This is a genomic window from Bacillus sp. NP247, assembly GCF_018966865.1.
In the GTDB taxonomy this organism is placed as follows: Bacteria; Bacillota; Bacilli; order Bacillales; family Bacillaceae_G; genus Bacillus_A.
On sequence record NZ_CP076653.1, the window covers coordinates 3,981,643 to 4,001,233 of the forward strand.

A 19,591-nucleotide genomic window follows, 5' to 3' on the forward strand; every position below is an offset into this window, starting at 1 on the left:
TATTTGTATATAATTGATATTAGTTATCAATTAAAATGTATATAAGATAAGGGGATATTATTTTGAAAAAAAGTCATATTAGGGCTCTATTAGTAGCCACATCATTAGCTATTCCATTTGCTGCATACTCTACTCCAGCATTAGCAGCAGTTACAATGGAAGCAACTAAATCAGGAGTAACAGTAAGTGATCGTATATATGATGCTGAAATTAAAATATATAAAGATCAAAAAGATGAACCATCTATGGTTTCTCAATACATAAAAGATCCTAAAGTGACGATTGAAAACAATAAAAAAGTTGTTACTGCAACAGTACAAGATAGCGATTATTTTCAATATCTTAGAATAGAAGATAGAAACCAACCAGGTGTATTTCATGATGTGAAAGTTTTGTCAGAAGATAAGAGGAAAAATGGGACGAAAGTAGTTCAATTTGAAATTGGTGAATTTGAGAAGAAGCATAATATGCAAATGCATATACTTATTCCGGCTATTGGATATGATCACAAATATCAAGTTCAATTTGAAATTAAAGATCCAACTTTAGGCGACAAAGAAACAGAGAAACCAGATGATAACTCTAATTCAGGCAATACGGAAACGGATACACCAGTTGATAGTCAAAATATGATAACGGATAACAAATTAAGAGAACTTGTTAATAAAAAAGTATTTAATAGAAAAGATTTAAATACACCAATTACGAAAGAAGAGCTATTACAAGTAAAGGACTTGTTTTTAAACACGAATGAGATTCTTGATTACAGTGCATTAAAATATATGCCAAATTTAAAATCTTTAACAGTTGCGAATGCGAAGATAACAGATCCGTCGTTCTTTGCGAATTTAAAGCAATTAAATCATTTAGCTTTGCGTGGTAATGAATTTTCAGATGTAACACCACTTGTTAAGATGGATAATTTAGAATCTCTTGATTTGAGTAATAATCAAATTACAAACGTTGCACCACTAATTGAAATGAAAAATGTAAAAAGTTTATATCTATCAGGCAACCAAATAGAAGATGTAACAGCATTAGCGAAAATGGAACAACTAGATTACTTGAATTTAGCAAATAATAAAATTACGAATGTTGCTCCATTAAGCGCGTTGAAAAATGTAACATACTTAACTTTAGCAGGTAATCAAATTGAAGATATTAAACCGTTATATTCATTACCTTTAAAGGACTTAGTATTAACGCGTAATAAGGTTAAAGATTTATCGGGTATTGATCAAATGAATCAATTAAATAAATTATTTATCGGGAAAAATCAAATTGAAGATGTGACACCACTTGCTAAAATGACTCAGCTTACAGAATTAGATTTACCTAATAATGAGTTAAAGGATATTACTCCATTATCAAATCTAGTAAACTTACAAAAGCTTGATTTAGAAGCAAATTATATTTCAGACTTATCGCCAGTTAGTAATTTGAATAAGTTAGTATTTCTAAGTTTTGTTGCAAATGAAATTCGCGATGTTAGACCAGTTGTGGAGTTAAGTAAGACAGCTTACATTAATGTTCAAAATCAAAAAATATTTTTAGCGGAAACAGAAGTAAATAAAGAAGTGAAAGTACCTGTATACGAAAAAGATGGTAAAATCTCTACAAAAATTCGTTTGAAGAGTGAAGATGGTACGTATAGTAACGATGTAGTTAAGTGGAGTACACCAGGTGAGAAAGTATATGAATTTGGTGTGAAAGACCCATTTGCAGATACAGGGATTTTCTTCACTGGTTCTGTTATTCAAAATGTTGTAAATGAAAAAGTAGCGGAAGAAGTAATAGAATTTAAAGATGTACCAAAGGGTCATTGGTCAGAAAAAGCAATTAACCATTTAGCGAAAGAAAAGTTATTTGTAGGCTATGGAAATGGACAATTTGGATTTGGTGACAACATTACTCGCGGACAAGTAGCGGTTCTGATACAAAAGTATTTAAAGTTAGAACGTCAGCCTGAACAGAAAACGATATTCACAGATACGAAAGGAAATATGTATGAAAATGCGATTGATGCAGTTGTACAAGCAGGTATTATGATGGGAGACGGGAATGGTAAATTCCGTCCGGACGGAGTGTTAACTCGATACGAAATGTCAGTAGTATTACAAAAAGTATTTCAGCTAAAAGAAGATGGAAATAATCAAGTGAACTTTAAAGATGTACCAAGTGGTCATTGGGCAGAAGGATACGTGAAAGCTTTAGCGGATAACAATATATCAAAAGGTGATGGAAAAGGAAACTTTTTAGGCGATGATTTCGTAACACGTGAACAATATGCACAGTTTTTATATAACGCAATAACTAAATAGTAAATGAGAAAAATACGTTATTCTTTAATAGAAAGAATAACGTATTTTTTATATGTACAAGTTTAAGTAGGAAATAGACAGGAATGGTTACATGTGAGTTGCCTATTTTTACGAGGAGTGGTGAAACCGTATTGACAAAAAGGCGTTCTCATGTGATAATTCAATTAAATTTTTAGAATAATCAAAAAATATTCCTTTTACATAGAAAGGATTTGAACATTATATTAATATTACGCCGGGGGTGACGAAATGTTATTTTTTCTGAAGAAATGGAACGAATTAAAAGATGTAAAAGCAGAATTGGCACTTCGCGATTGGTTTTATGGTACAAAAATTAGTTTATCGATGTGTACGTCAAAAGAGCCATTAACATTTTTAGTGAATGTAGAGGGAAGAGATAAAGGGGTATTTTCTGAAGAAGATTTTATTGTCGTAAATTGCATGTGTGAGCCAGTATTTGAAAACGAAGAAAAACCAGCTACAGAGTCATTTATGCATGCGGATATTTATAAAAAAAGTAGTGCAGAATGCATTTTACAAGTACAGACTGTAGATAGTCATTTAATGTCAGAGCTATATGGGAAAGAAGGAGAAGTAACATTCGAAAAACGCAGTGTGGAACGTGTTTTTGGAAAAGATGGTATTACAGAAATGACAATTCCAATTGTAGAAGATGAAAAGAAATTCGCTAATTTATTAGAAAATAATGTTCCAAATTTTATTGAAGGTGGAGGAGTGGTCCTTGTTCATAATTACGGAATGATCGTGTGGGGGAAAACCCCAGAAGAAGCGAAAAAATGGTTGGAAGGTATTGAGTATTTAATGAACTATCACGTAAAGCTTTTAATGATAAAAGGGGCAAAAAGTTCTGTTATATAAAGATGTATTCACAGAGATTACCATTCGATAAAAATGAAAGCGTTTCAAAAATAAATTTCACTCATAAAATATAGGTCTCCTTATTATACATAGATTACATGTTGACATGTAAGGAGGAACATATTTTGCGAGTTAAATATCATTTTCTGCCAAAACAGCAGGTGACATTTTGCAAAACGAATGATTCTGGTGAAAAGGCGTTACAAATTATGAATGAAACGGGATTTCGCGCAATCCCTGTATTAGCAGAAAATGAGAAGGAATTCACGGGGATTATTTATAAAGTAGATCTTTTAGAAAAGAAGTGTAATAGCAGATTAGAGGATGTAAGTACAGAAGATGTACTGGAAAATCCAAATTCGTTTATTTTTGAAAAGGATTCTTTTTTTAGAGCTTTTTACGTTATTCGTCGTCTCCCGTTTTTAGCGGTTTTAAATGAGTATAATGAATTTGTTGGCATTTTAACACATTCTAATGTATTTGATGTTATTGAGGATTCGTTTGGTATGCGGACGGGTGGTTATATTTTAACAATTGCAACACAAGATTGTAAGGGAACAATTAAAGAGCTTGGGACATTATTAAAAGCATATAATATCGGTGGACTGTTTACGCTTGATAACGGTGATCAATATATTCGCCGTGTTATCGTAAATATATCGGATGAGTTAAATGAAAAAAAATTAAAGCAATTAATTGAAAAGATAGAGAAAAAGGGATTCAGGGTGAGTCATGTAGATTATATCTAAGTTGAAAAGGAAAAGTACCTATCTGCTATGTGTAGATAGGTACTTTTTTAGTACGAGAAACGAATCTTAATTTGAAACAGGAGGTGGAGACAATGCTAAATCAGATAAAAAAATAAAGTCTGCATGCTCACGAATTTTAGGAATAGAAGTTTCTATAACACGTGATGTAATTTCACCTGGAGCCCCAACGTGTCCGATAGCTACCATAATGGGTTTGTCTTGGGTTTTTTTTATGAGTAATTGTGCTTGTTTTGAAATGTGACTTACTGTATATACATCATCAAAAAATAATTGGTTTTCAATAATAGGCACGCCTAATTCTTTACCGATTTTTGGGACGACACTATTAGGGTTTGTTTTACTATCTAAATAAAATAAACCATGTTTTTTACAGGCAGAAAGTATAAGACGTACAATCCTTTCATCAGCGGTTACTTTTGATCCCATATGATTGTTCATTCCTATTGCATGAGGTATTTCTTGAATTGCTTGTTCGAGTCGGTTGTTTATTTCTTCATCGCTTAAATCTGTTGTAATCGCTTTTGGTCCAAGCCACTCTTTTTTTCCTCTAATCGGTTCCATTGGCATATGTATAATAACTTCATGCCCTTTTTTATGGGCAGCTATTGCATCTTGTTTAGTAGAAGGAAGAAATGGCATAACAGCAACAGTGAGTGGAATTGGAAGTGATAACATCTTATCTGTGCCTTTCATATTATTGCCGAAATCATCGATGACAATAGCAACCTTATTCGTATGAGCGTTTGCTTGAATAGGAAATAAGAAGAAGGGTATGAACAGGGTGAAGACGAGAAATGCAATGGTATATTTGCGCATATAAATATTTCCTTTCTATTTTATCTCGCTATTTGCGGGCAGTAAGACTCCCACCTCAAAATTTGGCTGGAGCAAAGAAGTTAGGTGGGAGATCCACTGCCCGTAAACGCCCGATTGGTGAAGGCTAATAATCAGCGGGGGATGAACAAAATCCCCACTGATTAAAGTTTCACTTTATCAATCATCATTATGTTTTACGTTTTTATATAAATTAAACAAAAAATGTCGAAGAAAAGTACATTAAAAAATAGAGAACCCACTGTTTACTTGGTATTTATAAAAAAAGAAGATGAAAAAAATGTCTATTATTGCGAATGTATTTACAAAGATAGAATAATTTGTAATAATTCTCAAAGTGAGGGTAAAGATTTGTAAATTACAGGGAGAAAATGTTAAATTTTCTGATTCTTCAAATTTGAATATGATTAAAAAGTTGAAAGATTAATGTAGAAGTGAAGTTGGGAGCATTGAAAAATACTAAGGGGGATATGGATGTTTACTGTAAAAAGGAAGTACACATTAGAAAAGCTTTCGCATGATATTCATATGAAACGTGAAGAAATGATTCAATCAGGTTTGACAAGTGGGTTAAATAGTATGGAGACAATTCAAGTTAGTCAAGAATTGGACAAGCTTATATTACAGTATCAGCGTTATAAAGAAAAACAAACACCGAGATGGTGGTCAATTATAAAGGCACCCATTTTTCAAATAGGGTATGAAGGGAAATCGAGTAATTTTTGGCGAATGCTTGTGGCTGGTTTTATGAAATAAGTATAATTATCCTTTTGGGATAAGGATAATTATACTTTGTGTAAAGGAATTTCGATATGAACTGTCGTTCCTTCGCTTTCTTTACTATCAATAAAAATGTGCCCATTGTACATCTCTACAATTCGTTTACATATGACAAGTCCAAGACCTGTTCCAGTATCTTTATTAGTAAAGAACGGATGAAAGAGGTGTTTTTGAATATGTTTTGGAATTCCTTTTCCGGTATCAATAATTTGCAATTGTGCATGTTTTTCGTTGTTTGTTACTACAATGGTTAATGTATCCCCAGAAGTCATAGCTTCAATTGCATTTTTGGTAATATTTAAAACCACTTGTTTCATATGGTCTTTTGAGCAACGTATATGAACAGGGTGGTCTGGCAAATGTAAATGGAATATAATATTATACAAATTCGCCTCAGATTGAATAATTACTGCTACCTCATTAAGAATCGTTCTTACATCATATGTTTGTTCAATGATGGCAGTTGGCTTTCCAAGAATAAGAAATTCGCTTACAATCTCATTAATACGTTCAATTTCTTGTTCAATTACTGAAAAGTAGAACTGATCCTGTTCATCTCTATATTTCTCTTTTAATAGAGCAACGAGTCCTTTAATTCCAGTAAGGGGATTACGGATTTCGTGAGCTGTACTAGCCGCAAAAGTTCCAACCAATTCAATCTTCTGTAGTTCATTTTGTTGTCTTTCTAGTTTTGTTTGCCGTTTTAATAACATATATTGAGCAAGTAAAAATAAAATAGACATTAAAAATAAAGTAGCTATACATTCTATTGAAACTAACTGGTATAAGGTTTGTTGATGAATAGGTAATGGAGAAACAGAGACCTTCCAGTTTAATCTTTGGAGTGGGGTAGTAAGCATATTAGAATGCTCATCACTTGTTTCATTATTATCATCAGTTAAAAAAACTACATCATGTTTATCAGTTACTTCGAAATGATATTGTGGTTTAATAGCATTTAAAGAGGATGAAATGTAGTCAAAGCGTAAACTAGCTAACAATAACCCAGAGAGTTCCTTTTGTTTGTTAAATATTGGCGAGGCAATCATAATAGCTTGATGTCCAAGGACACGATCTGTAATGACAGATGATACAGTTGTTTTCTTAGTTTGTAATGCGTCTTGAATATACTTACGGTCTGAGACATCTACAGGCCTTGATTCATCTTCTGATGCGATTGTAATGATTCCTTCTGGTGTAGCGTAATATAGACCAGAAAATCGTGCATCGTTTCCATCTGTATCATGTACAATTTGTTTAATTCCATTTATGTTACCAGTCTCGGTACCTACGACTTTTGCGAGCATTTCTAAGGCAGAAATCGCTTCACCAAGGTGATGGTCTAAATAGTCTCTATATAAAAAGAGAACAGTATGAGCAGATAATTTGTTTTCCTGTTTCATTTGATAAGTGTGATACGAAAAAAATGCGGCACCAATCCCTATCGTTGGCAGTATAACAAGCAGTATGTAAAAAACTATGCTTTGTAATTTGACTTTCAAATTGGGTACTCCTTCTTTTTTATTATCATTATATATAAACTATGTTAAAATTGTCATGTTTTTATTCAAGAATCATTTGCATTATATTAGGGAGAGGAAAAGGGATGAGTGAATATTCATTCGGAAATTGTAATGAAGTACTACATTGCTTTTCTTTTTGTTGTGGAGAATTTAAGTGAAGGGTTGAAATGGTATGACATCAAATAATGAGCGAGAAGATATTTCTCAATCTTTAAAAGTATTTATTGCACTATCTCGTGTACATCGTTCTGTTATGGATACTACAAATAAATCCATACAAAGTAACGGATTAAATCCAACTGAGTTTGCTGTATTAGAACTACTATATCATAAAGGAGGCCAACCACTTCAGCAAATCGGTGAGCGTATTTTAATAGCTAGTGGCAGCATTACATACGTTGTAGATAAGCTAGAGAAAAAAGGACTAGTAAAGAGAATCCCGTGCCCGAATGATAGACGTGTTATTTATGCACAATTAACGGAGTCTGGAGAGAGCTTTATTGCTTCTATTTTTCCTGGGCATGAGCAAGTTATACATCAGTCTTTCGAAATGTTAACGAAAGATGAAAAGGATGAATTACTTGATCTATTAAAAAAAATTGGCAAGTATGAAAAATAATAATATGTTCCAAAGGAGCTTTGGATAAAGAAATCCAAGGCTTTTTTGTTTACATGTAATCATGACAGTATCTGCTGTAATTTGCTGAAAAATAAGAGGATATTTGTAAGTAAGCATTGAATTATAGTAATGATGCATATAATGGAGAGGGGGCGCGTTCATGTCATTTAAAGACTATGAATATAAACGGCCAAATATTGAAGAATTAAAAGAGAAGTTTACTGTTGCTTTAGAGAAATTCGATAATGCAAAAACGATTGAAGAACAAAAACAAGTAATTAATTCAATTAATGAAATTCGCAATGATTTTGGTACAATGGGGAATCTTTGTTACATTCGTCATTCTGTTGATACGACAGATGCCTTTTATAAGGAAGAACAAGATTTCTTTGATGAATACTCTCCAGTTGTACAAGGTTATGGAACGAAGTATTATAAAGCGTTAATTAATTCTCCATTCCGTGAAGAATTAGAAGCATATTATGGGAAACAATTATTTGCTCTGGCTGAATGTGATTTGAAAACATATTCAGATGAAGTAGTGAAAGATTTACAATTAGAGAATAAATTGTCTTCACAATATACACAGTTATTAGCATCTGCAAAAATTGACTTTGCAGGAGAAGAAAGAACGTTATCGCAACTTATTCCGTTTATGCAAGGAAAAGAAAGAAGTGAACGTAAAGAAGCAAGTGAAGCATACTACGGATTTTTAGCAGAGAATGAGGAAGAGTTAGATCGTATTTATGATGAGCTTGTTAAAGTGAGAACGAAAATTGCAAAAACACTTGGTTTTAAAAACTTTGTTGAATTAGGATATGCAAGAATGTATCGTACAGATTATAACGCTGAAATGGTAGCGAACTATCGTCAGCAAGTATTAGATTATATCGTTCCAGTTGCAACCGAGTTAAGAAATAGACAAAAAGCACGCATTGGTGTAGAAAATCTCGCTTATTATGATGAAAACTTTGAGTTTGCTACAGGTAATCCAACTCCAAAAGGTGATGCCGATTGGATTATTAATCACGGGAAAACGATGTATAAAGAATTATCCGCTGAAACAGATGAATTTTTTAATTTCATGCTTGATAATGATTTATTAGATTTAGTTGCGAAAAAAGGAAAAGCTGGTGGTGGATATTGTACATATATCGAGAATTATAAAGCGCCATTCATCTTCTCAAACTTTAATGGAACGTCTGGTGACATTGATGTATTAACACATGAAGCTGGTCATGCTTTCCAAGTATATGAAAGTCGTAAGTATGAAATTCCAGAATATAATTGGCCAACATATGAAGCGTGTGAAATCCATTCAATGAGTATGGAATTCTTTACATGGCCATGGATGAAGTTATTCTTTGAAGAAGATGCGGATAAATATTACTTCTCACACTTAAGTTCAGCACTTCTATTTTTACCGTACGGTGTATCTGTAGATGAATATCAACATTATGTATATGAAAATCCAGAAGCATCGCCAGCAGAACGTAAGTCAGCATGGCGTAACATAGAGAAGAAGTATTTACCACATCGTGATTATGAAGATAATGATTATTTAGAGCGTGGTGGTTTCTGGCAACGTCAAGGCCATATTTATAGCTCACCGTTCTATTATATTGACTACACGTTAGCTCAAATTTGTGCACTGCAATTTTGGAAACGTGCAAGAGATAATAGACAAGAGGCTTGGGAAGATTATGTGAATCTTTGTCAACAAGGTGGAAGTAAATCATTCTTAGAATTAGTAGAAGTTGCAAATTTAACATCACCATTCGCAGAAGGCTGTGTAAAAAGTGTAATTACAGAAATTGAAGCGTGGTTACGTGCTGTTGACGACACAAAATTGTAAAAAACATGCACTTTTTTCACATGTTTAACATCGACATAATGGAAAAATGATGAGATAATAAAAGAAAATTCAGAATTATTTTAGGGGTGTTTCTAATGGGGAGCACCCCTTTTCACCAACAAAAGGGGGGAAAGTACTATGCTTCAATCTAATATGGATGTTAGTTTAGAAACTTTAGTCCACTCATTACAGTCTACACGAAGCACGCTGTTATCAGAAATTGAAATGTTAAATGATACGGAGGTAAATGTAAAGCCACGCCGTGATAAATGGAGTATTATTCAAATTTTGCATCATTTGTATTTAGTTGAACAGTCTGTCACATCTGCCTTTGTATATGCGTTGCAAAAAAAAGAAAGAAAACTTGCTCCATTTAAAGACCTCCAACTTACGCTTGATCGCACGCATAAACGGGAAGCTCCTCAACAAATGAAACCAACAGAAACATTAATGAAAAAACTGCAAGGAATACAATTATTAGAACATTCACGACAAGAATTATTTTATGCACTTCATAGTGTGATAGATGAAAAAGAATTATTTGAAAATGGATTAAACCATCCTATTTTTAATGATTTGAATTTATATCAATGGGTTCAATTTCTGGATTTACACGAACAAAGACATCTTACACAGCTAAAAGAAGCGAAACATGCAATTTTACAGCGGTAAAGTGAAATTTTAATCAGGGGGCATATCACTGATTATTAGTCCGCAACAATCGGGCTGCCCTCAAATAGCGGGAAAAAGGAAAAGAAGCGGTGAACCGCTTCTTTTCCTTTTTTACTCATGCATAGTTTTCTTTCTCATTTTGGAATACTACATGGAGAAGAGAAAAGGAGTTGAAAAGTATGTCAAAGAAAAAGAGAGAAGAAGAGCGCGCGTGGAAAGCTCGGAAAGAGAATCAAAAACCCCATGGAAAAGTGAAAGCTTTTGCAGAATTAGTTGAAGGAACAGAAAAAACGTGATGAATTTCATCACGTTTTTTGTATGATTGGGAAAGTTAATAAAAATGTTGTACCTGTTCCTTTTTCACTAATAATATCAATCTTTCCATTCATTGCTTGAATGACACTGAAGACGACCATCATCCCGAGTCCGGTCCCTTTTTCTTTCGTCGAATAGAAGGGTGACCCGAGGCGTTTTACTTGTTCTGGATCCATACCAACGCCTGTATCTTTTATATACAATTGTATATGCTTATGGTCTGGAACTAATGTAAGAATAAGGTCACCACCTGTAGGCATAGCCTCAATACAGTTTTTAAAAATATTTAATAAGCATTGGTTCAGCTTTTGTCTTTCACCAGCTATAAAGAAAGATGTACTTTGTTTTATGTAATGTATACGAACATTTGTTAAATTGGCAAGAGGTGTAATTAAAGATAACGCATGAAGTAACTCATCCTCTACTTGTAATTGTTGTTCTTTTTCAATACTCGGTTTTGCAAAAGTTAAGTAATCTGTAAGAACATGATTTGCTTGTTCGATCCCATTAATGGCTATGTCGATATATAATTTTCGTTCCTTCTCAGAGCACGTATCTGACTGTAAAAGTTGCAAAAATCCTTTCGTTGAAGTTAAAGGATTACGAATTTCATGAGAGATGGAAGCTGCCATTTCGCCGATTAAATGAAATTTCTCAGCGTTCATAAGTTCATTTTGGAGACGAACTTGCATTTGTAATATGTGTAGTAAATATAAAATAAGGATCGTGCCAATCATCGTACATAGTTCGTACACAATGATATGTGGTATATAATCTGCATCATTTGTAACACTTGCAAGGAAAAATGGTATCCAACCAAATCCATAAGTAAGACTGTAAAAAATAGCAAGTGTTATTTTTATATGATTAGAACTTCGATTAAAAAATTTGTATGTTAATAGTAGAACAATAAATAGGAGAATAGAAGCGATAAAGGATGGAAACGCACCTATTCCTCCCAATAAAAAGCGATAAATGTTTAATACAGCTAAAATAGAACCACCAGCAATAGGCCCTCCCGTTAACGTACCGACAATTAATACGATATGTCGCATGTCGAACTGAAAACCATTATTTGTTTTTGCTGCAAAAGTGATACATAGTATGGTAGCGAGGCAACACAATACAATAAATATAACTGAATTTAATTTAGGAGATCGTTTCCCTTTCTGATTCCAAAATAAATGATATACGAGCATTGTAACGAGAATAGATAATATATTTAAAAAGAGGTAAATAATAAAGAGTTCCAGTGGGATGCCTCCTCTCTTCTAACATTAAATTAATCATACTATAAAATGAAAGAAATGAAATGCGAAATAGCGGAAAAATCAGAAATTTTTTATGGTAGTATACAATATGTTACAATAAGCTTTGTCAATGAAAGAAGAAATTCCATGCACTGCATGGGAGAGGTTCGCGAACTCCCTCTATAAAAAACTATGGAAACAACAATATCCTTAGGTATTGTTTTGTTTTTTTATTGTGACAGTTCAAGAACGTTCTTTCTTCTTATTCGTAATAGAGAAGGAGAATGAGTGAAATGAAAAAAGAAAAAGCAGTTGTTGTTTTTAGTGGTGGACAAGATAGTACAACATGTTTATTTTGGGCGATAGAGCAGTTCGCAGAAGTGGAAGCTGTAACGTTTAACTACAATCAACGTCATAAGTTAGAAATTGATTGTGCAGCAGAAATTGCGAAAGAGCTAGGTATTAAACATACGATACTAGATATGAGTCTATTAAATCAACTTGCTCCAAATGCGTTAACGAGAACGGATATGGAGATTACACATGAAGACGGTGAATTGCCATCGACATTTGTAGATGGACGAAATTTACTATTCTTATCATTTGCTGCTGTATTAGCAAAACAAGTTGGAGCACGTCATATTGTAACGGGTGTATGTGAAACTGATTTTAGTGGTTATCCAGATTGCCGTGACGTGTTTGTGAAATCGTTAAACGTTACATTAAATTTATCTATGGATTATCCGTTTGTCATTCATACGCCACTTATGTGGATTGATAAAGCGGAGACGTGGAAATTATCTGATGAACTTGGAGCATTCGAGTTTGTTAGAGAAAAAACATTAACATGTTATAACGGAATCATTGGTGATGGTTGCGGTGAATGTCCAGCATGTCAACTTCGTAAAGCAGGATTAGATACGTACTTACAAGAACGCGAAGGGGCGAACAACTAATGGATAATTTCTTTGGATTTCGCATCGTAGAAAATTTGCAAAAAATGGACGAGGATATTCAGCGTAAACAACTCAAATATCATAATAAAAGAGTAATGGTCAGCAAGGAATTTACATTTGATGCAGCACACCATTTACACTGTTATGAAGGGAAATGTAAAAACTTACATGGCCACACATATAAAGTCGTATTTGGAATTAGCGGATATGTGAATGAAATAGGCCTTGCAATTGACTTTGGAGATATAAAAGAGATTTGGAAAAATGAAATAGAAATTTATTTAGATCATCGTTATTTAAATGAAACATTACCAGCGATGAATACGACTGCTGAAAATATGGTCGTTTGGATTTATGAAAAGATGGCAGAAGCATTAACGAAAGATAATCGTGTGAACGAATATAAAGGAGCTCGTGTTGAATTCGTTCGTCTATTTGAGACGCCGACTAGTTATGCGGAAGTAAGACGGGAGTGGATGCTCGATGAGTAAAATCCCTGTCTTAGAAATATTCGGTCCGACTATTCAAGGAGAAGGTATGGTTGTCGGGCAAAAGACTATGTTTATTCGAACTGCTGGCTGTGACTATAGCTGTGCTTGGTGTGATTCTGCTTTTACGTGGGATGGATCAGCCAAAGATCAAATTAGACAAATGCCAGCGGAAGACATTTGGAATGAGCTTGTTGAAATTGGAGGAGAAAATTTCTCTCATGTTACGATTTCGGGTGGAAATCCTGTTTTATTGAAAAATATTGAGTCGCTTCTTTCTATATTAAAAGAGAATGGGATGCGAACGGCGATAGAAACACAAGGGAGTAAATGGCAGGATTGGTTACTTCAAATTGATGAGGTAACGATTTCGCCAAAACCACCAAGTTCAACAATGAAAACAGATTTTCAGATGTTAGATTCTGTAATTCAGAAACTAGCAGGAAAAGATATTAGTCTAAAAGTAGTAGTATTCGATGATCAAGATTTTGAATATGCAGTTAAGATGCACGAACGTTATCCAGATGTACCATTTTTCTTACAAGTAGGGAACGATGATACGAAAACAGTGGATGATGCAATGCTTATTAAAAAATTATTAGATAAGTATGAGTGGCTTATTGAAAAAGCTGTTAACTGTAAAGAGATGAATGACGCGAAAGTATTGCCGCAGCTTCATGCGTTAGTATGGGGAAATAAACGAGGTGTATAACGAGAAGGGATGTTTAAAATGGCAGGAAGATTAGACGAAGATTTAAAAGATGTAACATTACTAGGAAATCAAAATACAAAATATTTATTTGAATATAGCCCGAAAATTTTGGAGGTATTTGATAATAACCATCCAAACCGTGATTACTTTGTAAAATTCAATTGTCCTGAATTTACAAGTTTATGTCCGAAAACAGGACAACCAGATTTTGCAACAATTTATATTAGCTACATTCCAGAACAAAGAATGGTAGAGAGTAAATCTTTAAAGTTATATTTATTTAGCTTCCGAAATCATGGTGACTTTCACGAAGATTGCATGAACGTTATTATGAATGATTTAATTAAATTAATGGATCCACGTTATATTGAGGTATGGGGGAAATTTACACCACGTGGTGGTATTTCAATCGATCCTTACTGTAACTACGGCCGCCCAGGGACTAAGTATGAGAAAATGGCAGACTACCGTATGATGAATCATGATCTATATCCGGAAACAATTGATAATCGTTAATAGAAAGAAAGGGCCTGTATAGTATACAGGCCCTTTCTTTCTATTATATTATGCATGTTGATTAATGACAGTATAGTTTTTATGACTTACAACTGTAAGAGGTTCCATATCTAGTTCTCTAAAATTCTCCATAATTGTTATATCAACAATAACGGAGTTTTGATTTACCTTTTGAACACGGCCTTGCATTCCACCTTTAAATTCAATGATATCTCCAGTTTCTGCGATCTGCATAAGCAACTCTCCTTGTTCTAGTTTTCCCAAAAAAAGAATAATTTGGGCTTTTTTATTTCCTCCTATTTTGAACTATATTTACTACTTTGTAAATGTTTCCAAAGTAAAAAATCGAAAAATATTCACTTTTTGTAAGGGAATATTTAAAAAATATTGTTTAAGAGAGGAATGATGAAAATGCATACATCTTTATATAGGAGTATGATGAAAGGTACAATGACCTATTAAAGTGGGAGAAATTAGGGTGGTAAAATGATAATTGAAATTGTGGGGAGTTTTATAGCGATTTTATTATTTTTATTTTCTTATATACAGTTGAAGAAAGTGCGTCATCATGAAACAACTACATATTTTGATGGACTGGATGGTGTGCACACATCGATAACACATGATGGTGGTGGGGATATATAACTTTCTTTTTATGCATGGTATGATGGCAATAAGAAATAGTACGTAATATAGTTCGCAAGTGATGAATGGGGAGTGGAAAGAATGCGAATTTCTTTTATTCGTCATGGTCGTTTGGACAGTACTATAGAGCCAATGACAATTATTTTATTTCGTGAATGGATGAAGCAATATGATTTAGGGACTACAGTAAAAGAAACTCCTATACCAATTGAAACAATTGAGGCGGTTGAATCAGCAAAGCTGGTTGTAACGAGTGATCAAAGGTGTGCTGTACAGTCAGTGGCTGAGTTATTGGATTCCCTATCTTTTGTGCAAAATCCTCTTTTTAGGGAAGCTGAAGTTCCAACAAGTTTTTATGCTCCAAAATGGTTGAAATGTAAACCGAATGTATGGATGTTTATTGGACGTACACGATGGATAGTTGGTTATAGTAAAGAGGTTGAGTCTTATAAGGAAGTACGAGAAAGAGCAAGGCAAGCTGCTAATATGTTGCACCGCTATGCGCTCGTACATGGACGTATTGCCCTTGTAGGCCATAGTTATTTTAATGCGATGATTGGGACTGAACTGAGGGCAATGGGGTGGTCTGGTTCGCCTATTTTCCATAGGAAGCCATGGGGATGTACAACGTATACATTTCATGAGGCGATGGATGGAAATGTATTAAATACAAAATTAATTTAAAAGAGGCTGTCCCTTTGGCAGCCTCTTTCTCTACATAACAAGTAAAAAAGAATTGTCCTTTTAAGATATAGAAACTAATGACCGTAATGGTTTTATTAGATGGGCATACGGTTCACCAACAAGCATAACGATGTTATCTTTTTTGTAACCAAGTTTTTCATATAGTGAAAAAGCGCGTTTGTTATCTAAATTAACAAGTAAGGCGATTTTTTCATGACCTTTTTCAGTTGCATGAAGTTCAGCTGCATCGATTAATTTAGAGCCAATGCCACGTCCACTGTACATATTTGAAACTGACAACGTGTCAATATAATACTCATCAAGTTCAGCTTCTTTTTCTAACGTAATGGATTCGTCTTCATGTAGTTCTCTTAAGTGGTGTACGATTGGTGCATCAAGTTGTTCAGCGTCACTACCGTGATAAACGACAATAACCCCAACTACCTTTCCATCTTGTTCAGCCACTAAACAGTTTTCATAGCTCAATCGATTATTTTCTTTTGCGAACCATGTTTCAAGTCCTAGTATCACTTTTGCTTCAACTGTGCTACCTGTGATTTTTTCAGCAATTTCGTGCAGAGCGTTATACAGTAAAGGTGCTACTCCTATCGCATCTGTCTTTTTTGCTTTCCGAATCATAGTATCCCTCCTAGTTCTATTTGTATATTGTAGCATAAAATAAAATAACAAACAGTGGATTGGAACTTTGTTATACAGAGCGTCAAAAAGTTTGATATAGAGAAGTAGCTATGTTAGTATATGATATTTAGTGCGAATATAATAAAGTGATATAGCTATAAAAATAATGAAAGTGAATTACATAATAGTAACGGGATAATTTTACCGTTGTCGACCTATAGAAGATGCGATAAAATAAACTATTGCAGAGAGGTGAAATACATGGATAAACAATTAGCAAATGCAATTTTGGATCAGCTGAAAAATGGTGAAATAAAGGAGTATGTTGCGACGAAAGATGTATTTTATACGTTCAGAGAAGTTGTTGTAAATCGAGAAGATTTTAAACATATTATCGGGAACGCACAGCGCGGTGGACAGGTAATTTATACATATTCAGAAACACCACGTTCATAAATAGAAGATAAAGGAGAGGAGAATTATGGGAGATTTTAAACAAGGCATATTGCCACATTGGGATTATATGTGGAAAGATAGAGCTGGGAATAGGTTTATGGGAATGGTTATGTATCCAGAGCAACGAAAATGTTCAGCAAAAATGCTTCAGAAAATAAAAAGAGCATATGAGCAAGCCGTAGAAATTAAAGTAACTGTACAAGTTCAACATACATATCAGTACGTAGAAGGAATGATCGTATACTTTGATGAAGAGGCTCCTGTATGTACAATGCTCGATAAAGATGAGAATCCACATCATATATTTGTAAAAGATATTTTGCGTATTGAGCAGCCTGAATGATTTTTTTCATAAATAAATTGAAGTTCCATAATAATAATCTTTTTCTATAATAGTTATCTTTTAGTATGTAACGAGGAACGAAAGAATATGTATAATATTTAATAAAGTAAAATTGATAAATGTAATCGTTTGTTAGAACAGATTATCGTTTAATATCTGTTCTTTTTTGCGTGATGCTGGAGAAATATATTACTCCAGCATTTACTGTTTTATGACAAAAAATATTGTTAACTTTTTTAAAAATAAGGTTAAACTCGTTGACAACTTTTTTGAAAAGCACTTTATTGACATGAGTTTTAGAATGTTGTTTCATAGTCTTTGTATTGAAAAAAATCGACGGTCATGTCGAAAAGTAAAAGTTAAAAAAAGAAAGAATTTATACATATATCTTGTGTCTTATTTTGAAACGTAATACAATATATAGAGAAATCAAGAAACGACATACAGAGAATATAGATTGGAGAGGGAGGGTCGGAAATGTTAGTTGCATATGATTCTATGACAGGAAACGTGAAGCGTTTCATTCACAAATTAAATATGCCGGCCGTTCAAATTGAAGAAGCTCTAGTATTAGATGAAGACTTTATTCTTATTACGTATACAACAGGTTTTGGAAATGTACCGGAACGTGTTTTAGACTTTTTAGAACGCAATAATGAAAAATTAAAAGGCGTATCTGCAAGTGGCAATCGTAATTGGGGAGACATGTTTGGTGCAAGTGCTGACAAAATTTCTACTAAATATGAAGTGCCTATTGTATCAAAATTTGAGTTATCTGGAACAAATAATGATGTAGAATATTTTAAAGAAAGGGTGCGGGAGATTGCGACACATTGAACTGAATAATGAAATCACGCAAATGCAGGACGGTTTTTATCAGCTTCATAAAGATAAAGAGGCGTTAGAAGTCTTTATGGAAGAAGCTAGAGAGAATACCGTTCATTTTAATAGCGTGGCAGAGCGAATGGAGTATATGAAAGAACATGATTACTATTACAACGTTCTGGACGAGTATAGCTTGGAGGAAGTAGAAGGAGTTTATAACATCGCTTATGGTGAAAACTTCGAGTTCCAATCTTATATGGCAGCATCTAAGTTCTATAAAGATTATGCGTTAAAAACGAATGATCAAAAACAATACTTAGAAAGCTATGAAGATCGTGTAGCAATTGTTTCATTATACTTAGGACGCGGTGATGTTGCGAAGGCAAAACACTTCGCAAGCATGATTGTAAAACAAAACTACCAACCAGCGACACCAACCTTTTTAAATGCGGGAAGAAGCAGAAGAGGAGAAATGGTGTCTTGTTTCTTGTTAGAGATGGATGATAGCTTAAATTCAATCGGCTTTAACATTAATACTGCAATGCAATTATCGAAAATCGGTGGTGGAGTAGCTTTAAACTTATCTAAGCTACGCGCACGTGGTGAGCAAATTAAAGGTATCGAAAATGCCGCAAGTGGTGTAGTACCTGTTATGAAATTGCTTGAAGATTCGTTTTCATATGCGAATCAACTTGGCCAACGAAAAGGTGCCGGAGCTGTATACTTAAACATTTTCCATTGGGATATTATAGAATTCCTTGATACAAAAAAAATAAATGCCGATGAGAAGAGCCGTATTCAGTCTCTATCAATCGGAATTATCATTCCAAGTAAGTTCTTTGAGCTTGCTGAGAAAAACGAACCTTTCCATGTTTTCGCGCCTTATACAGTATTTAAAGAGTACGGAAAACATTTAGATGATATAGATATCGACGAAATGTACGATGAATTAATGAGCAATCCGAAAGTGAAGAAGAAGCCACTAGATATTAGTGCGCGTGATATGCTTATTAAAATTGCTATGATTCAGCTTGAGTCTGGTTACCCATACTTAATGTTTAAATCAAATGCAAATAACCAGCATCCACTGAAGGATATTGGAACTGTGAAGATGTCGAACTTGTGTTAAATATGTAGCACCTTCTAGCAGAAATGCTGGTCGAAAACTCCGTTAAACGGGGAAAGCCTCAAGTTTGAGGTAACCTACCGTGCTAAATCTTATCTTAGAATGAAAATATAAAAGTTCAGAATGTATCTTATTATTTTGTATAGCAGAGTTATCGGACAACATAAAGTAATAAGAGACTTTCTGAAAGATTAAGATAAGTAAAAGCCTAACGACTATCCCATTTGGGAGTAGAGCGCAAGCGATTGGCGTTCGAAAAGCGGAGCACCTAACCAGGTAATGCTGTAGGTGATGATATAGTCTGTCCTGTATGGTGACATACAGCAGTTGCATGAGCAACGGACTGAGGAGTAGCGAACTTGGTTGAACATTCGAGACAGAAA

General features: G+C 33.9%; 22 protein-coding genes, 1 pseudogene and 1 riboswitch. Of the genes and pseudogenes, 18 read left to right on the top strand and 5 right to left on the bottom strand.

What is annotated here, in order from left to right:
- The first annotated feature begins 62 nt into the window (after window positions 1-62).
- From KPL75_RS20735 to cbpA, 3 genes are all read left to right on the top strand, one after another.
- Window positions 63-2,321, top strand: a complete 2,259-nt coding sequence (locus KPL75_RS20735) for an NEAT domain-containing leucine-rich repeat protein (protein ID WP_219917575.1) — start codon at window positions 63-65, stop codon at window positions 2,319-2,321.
- 249 nt (window positions 2,322-2,570) lie between these two features.
- Window positions 2,571-3,200: a class II aldolase/adducin family protein gene (locus tag KPL75_RS20740; protein ID WP_098778423.1), complete on the top strand. Its 630-nt coding sequence runs from the start codon at window positions 2,571-2,573 to the stop codon at window positions 3,198-3,200.
- A gap of 125 nt (window positions 3,201-3,325) precedes the next feature.
- Window positions 3,326-3,949, top strand: coding sequence for a cyclic di-AMP binding protein CbpA (gene cbpA, locus KPL75_RS20745; RefSeq protein WP_002140932.1), 624 nt, complete (start codon window positions 3,326-3,328; stop codon window positions 3,947-3,949).
- Between the two features lie 66 nt (window positions 3,950-4,015).
- Here cbpA and KPL75_RS20750 read toward each other — a convergent pair whose 3' ends face one another.
- Complete coding sequence (locus KPL75_RS20750) at window positions 4,016-4,786, bottom strand: divergent polysaccharide deacetylase family protein (RefSeq protein WP_219917576.1); 771 nt, start codon at window positions 4,784-4,786, stop codon at window positions 4,016-4,018.
- A 492-nt stretch (window positions 4,787-5,278) separates the two neighbouring features.
- On the opposite strand from KPL75_RS20750, the gene KPL75_RS20755 reads away from it, so the two are divergent.
- A complete protein-coding gene (locus KPL75_RS20755; RefSeq protein ID WP_219917577.1) occupies window positions 5,279-5,560 on the top strand; it encodes an aspartyl-phosphate phosphatase Spo0E family protein in 282 nt (93 codons plus the stop codon).
- Window positions 5,561-5,589: 29 nt separating this feature from the next.
- Here KPL75_RS20755 and KPL75_RS20760 read toward each other — a convergent pair whose 3' ends face one another.
- Window positions 5,590-7,086 carry a DUF3149 domain-containing protein gene (locus KPL75_RS20760; protein ID WP_219917578.1) on the bottom strand — a complete coding sequence of 499 codons (1,497 nt, stop codon included), beginning with the start codon at window positions 7,084-7,086 and terminating at the stop codon, window positions 5,590-5,592.
- A 193-nt stretch (window positions 7,087-7,279) separates the two neighbouring features.
- Between KPL75_RS20760 and KPL75_RS20765 the strand changes: the two genes are divergently transcribed.
- From KPL75_RS20765 to KPL75_RS20780, 4 genes are all read left to right on the top strand, one after another.
- Window positions 7,280-7,726: a MarR family winged helix-turn-helix transcriptional regulator gene (locus tag KPL75_RS20765; protein WP_000203343.1), complete on the top strand. Its 447-nt coding sequence runs from the start codon at window positions 7,280-7,282 to the stop codon at window positions 7,724-7,726.
- Between the two features lie 160 nt (window positions 7,727-7,886).
- On the top strand, window positions 7,887-9,581 hold the full coding sequence (locus KPL75_RS20770) for a M3 family oligoendopeptidase (protein WP_219917579.1): 1,695 nt from the start codon (window positions 7,887-7,889) through the stop codon (window positions 9,579-9,581).
- A 138-nt stretch (window positions 9,582-9,719) separates the two neighbouring features.
- Window positions 9,720-10,253, top strand: coding sequence for a DinB family protein (locus KPL75_RS20775; RefSeq protein WP_219917581.1), 534 nt, complete (start codon window positions 9,720-9,722; stop codon window positions 10,251-10,253).
- Between the two features lie 179 nt (window positions 10,254-10,432).
- Window positions 10,433-10,549, top strand: a complete 117-nt coding sequence (locus KPL75_RS20780) for a DUF6254 family protein (protein WP_000038354.1) — start codon at window positions 10,433-10,435, stop codon at window positions 10,547-10,549.
- A gap of 9 nt (window positions 10,550-10,558) precedes the next feature.
- Here KPL75_RS20780 and KPL75_RS20785 read toward each other — a convergent pair whose 3' ends face one another.
- Window positions 10,559-11,767 carry an ATP-binding protein gene (locus tag KPL75_RS20785; protein ID WP_219917582.1) on the bottom strand — a complete coding sequence of 403 codons (1,209 nt, stop codon included), beginning with the start codon at window positions 11,765-11,767 and terminating at the stop codon, window positions 10,559-10,561.
- A gap of 207 nt (window positions 11,768-11,974) precedes the next feature.
- Window positions 11,975-12,018, top strand: a riboswitch (PreQ1 riboswitch).
- 93 nt (window positions 12,019-12,111) lie between these two features.
- Between KPL75_RS20785 and queC the strand changes: the two genes are divergently transcribed.
- From queC to queF, 4 genes are read left to right on the top strand one after another with little or no spacing between them, the layout of a single operon-like run.
- Entirely contained in the window at window positions 12,112-12,774 is a 663-nt protein-coding gene (queC, locus tag KPL75_RS20790; protein WP_097830171.1) for a 7-cyano-7-deazaguanine synthase QueC, read from the top strand.
- Window positions 12,774-13,265: a 6-carboxytetrahydropterin synthase QueD gene (gene queD, locus KPL75_RS20795; protein WP_097810148.1), complete on the top strand. Its 492-nt coding sequence runs from the start codon at window positions 12,774-12,776 to the stop codon at window positions 13,263-13,265. The genes queC and queD overlap by 1 nt, the downstream gene beginning before the upstream one ends.
- A complete protein-coding gene (queE, locus tag KPL75_RS20800; RefSeq protein WP_219917583.1) occupies window positions 13,258-13,974 on the top strand; it encodes a 7-carboxy-7-deazaguanine synthase QueE in 717 nt (238 codons plus the stop codon). The genes queD and queE overlap by 8 nt, the downstream gene beginning before the upstream one ends.
- An 18-nt stretch (window positions 13,975-13,992) precedes the next feature.
- Entirely contained in the window at window positions 13,993-14,490 is a 498-nt protein-coding gene (gene queF, locus KPL75_RS20805) for a preQ(1) synthase (protein ID WP_088048364.1), read from the top strand.
- A gap of 48 nt (window positions 14,491-14,538) precedes the next feature.
- Here queF and KPL75_RS20810 read toward each other — a convergent pair whose 3' ends face one another.
- Window positions 14,539-14,724 carry a YkvS family protein gene (locus tag KPL75_RS20810; RefSeq protein ID WP_002064385.1) on the bottom strand — a complete coding sequence of 62 codons (186 nt, stop codon included), beginning with the start codon at window positions 14,722-14,724 and terminating at the stop codon, window positions 14,539-14,541.
- A 252-nt stretch (window positions 14,725-14,976) separates the two neighbouring features.
- Between KPL75_RS20810 and KPL75_RS20815 the strand changes: the two genes are divergently transcribed.
- Together KPL75_RS20815 and KPL75_RS20820 are read left to right on the top strand one after the other, a co-directional pair.
- Entirely contained in the window at window positions 14,977-15,135 is a 159-nt protein-coding gene (locus KPL75_RS20815) for a hypothetical protein (RefSeq protein ID WP_219917584.1), read from the top strand.
- 81 nt (window positions 15,136-15,216) lie between these two features.
- Window positions 15,217-15,819 carry a histidine phosphatase family protein gene (locus KPL75_RS20820; protein ID WP_219917585.1) on the top strand — a complete coding sequence of 201 codons (603 nt, stop codon included), beginning with the start codon at window positions 15,217-15,219 and terminating at the stop codon, window positions 15,817-15,819.
- Window positions 15,820-15,879: 60 nt separating this feature from the next.
- On the opposite strand, the gene KPL75_RS20825 is transcribed toward KPL75_RS20820, so the two are convergent.
- A complete protein-coding gene (locus KPL75_RS20825) occupies window positions 15,880-16,458 on the bottom strand; it encodes a GNAT family N-acetyltransferase (protein WP_219917587.1) in 579 nt (192 codons plus the stop codon).
- Window positions 16,459-16,719: 261 nt separating this feature from the next.
- Between KPL75_RS20825 and KPL75_RS20830 the strand changes: the two genes are divergently transcribed.
- The 4 genes and pseudogenes from KPL75_RS20830 to KPL75_RS20845 form a co-directional block, all read left to right on the top strand.
- Window positions 16,720-16,914 (top strand): hypothetical protein, encoded by a 195-nt coding sequence (locus tag KPL75_RS20830; protein ID WP_002149609.1) that lies wholly within the window; start codon window positions 16,720-16,722, stop codon window positions 16,912-16,914.
- 25 nt (window positions 16,915-16,939) lie between these two features.
- Window positions 16,940-17,257, top strand: coding sequence for a hypothetical protein (locus KPL75_RS20835; protein WP_219917588.1), 318 nt, complete (start codon window positions 16,940-16,942; stop codon window positions 17,255-17,257).
- 477 nt (window positions 17,258-17,734) lie between these two features.
- Window positions 17,735-18,094 carry a class Ib ribonucleoside-diphosphate reductase assembly flavoprotein NrdI gene (gene nrdI, locus KPL75_RS20840; protein WP_105584136.1) on the top strand — a complete coding sequence of 120 codons (360 nt, stop codon included), beginning with the start codon at window positions 17,735-17,737 and terminating at the stop codon, window positions 18,092-18,094.
- A pseudogene (locus KPL75_RS20845) lies at window positions 18,081-19,208 on the top strand (ribonucleotide reductase N-terminal alpha domain-containing protein); the annotation flags it as partial. The gene nrdI and the pseudogene KPL75_RS20845, both read left to right, overlap by 14 nt.
- Window positions 19,209-19,591 lie beyond the last annotated feature (383 nt).